Origin of the sequence: Pseudomonas psychrophila (assembly GCF_001043005.1) — a bacterium.
Classification (GTDB): Bacteria; Pseudomonadota; Gammaproteobacteria; order Pseudomonadales; family Pseudomonadaceae; genus Aquipseudomonas; species Aquipseudomonas psychrophila.
Genome location: NZ_JYKZ01000105.1, coordinates 1 through 529, shown reverse-complemented (window position 1 = coordinate 529; position 529 = coordinate 1). Strand labels below are relative to the sequence as shown.

At 56.1% G+C, this 529-nt stretch carries 1 protein-coding gene; it reads left to right on the top strand.

Annotated elements, in window-relative coordinates; translation table 11 throughout:
* Positions 1 to 96: 96 nt before the first annotated feature.
* Positions 97 to 529 (top strand): DUF5943 domain-containing protein (locus tag TU76_RS24305; protein WP_048352706.1); only part of this gene is annotated, 433 nt, incomplete at its 3' end.

Here is a 529-nt window from a genome sequence, read left to right as displayed (position 1 = left end):
AGTGGCCCCAGAGGGCTGTCCTGCAGACACGCGACGCAGCCTCGCTAAAGCTCGACAGCTGCTACGACATAACGAGTTTTTTTGGAGTTTTGTTTCATGGCTAAAATCGCCCCGCAATTGCCTATCGAAGTCGACAGCGAAACCGGTATCTGGACCTCTGATGCCTTGCCGATGCTTTACGTGCCCCGGCACTTTTTCGTCAATAACCACATGGGTATCGAAGAGGTGCTGGGCGCTGACGCCTACGCCGAAATTCTTTACAAGGCCGGCTATAAATCCGCCTGGCACTGGTGTGAAAAAGAAGCGGAATGCCACGGCCTGGAAGGCGTCGCGGTGTTCGAGCATTACATGAAGCGCCTGTCGCAACGCGGCTGGGGCCTGTTCAAGATCCAGGACATCGACCTCGATAAAGGCACCGCCAGCGTCACGCTCGAGCATTCAGCGTTTGTGTATGTGTACGGCAAGGTCGGGCGCAAGGTCGACTACATGTTCACCGGTTGGTTTGCCGGGGCCATGGACCAGATTCTGC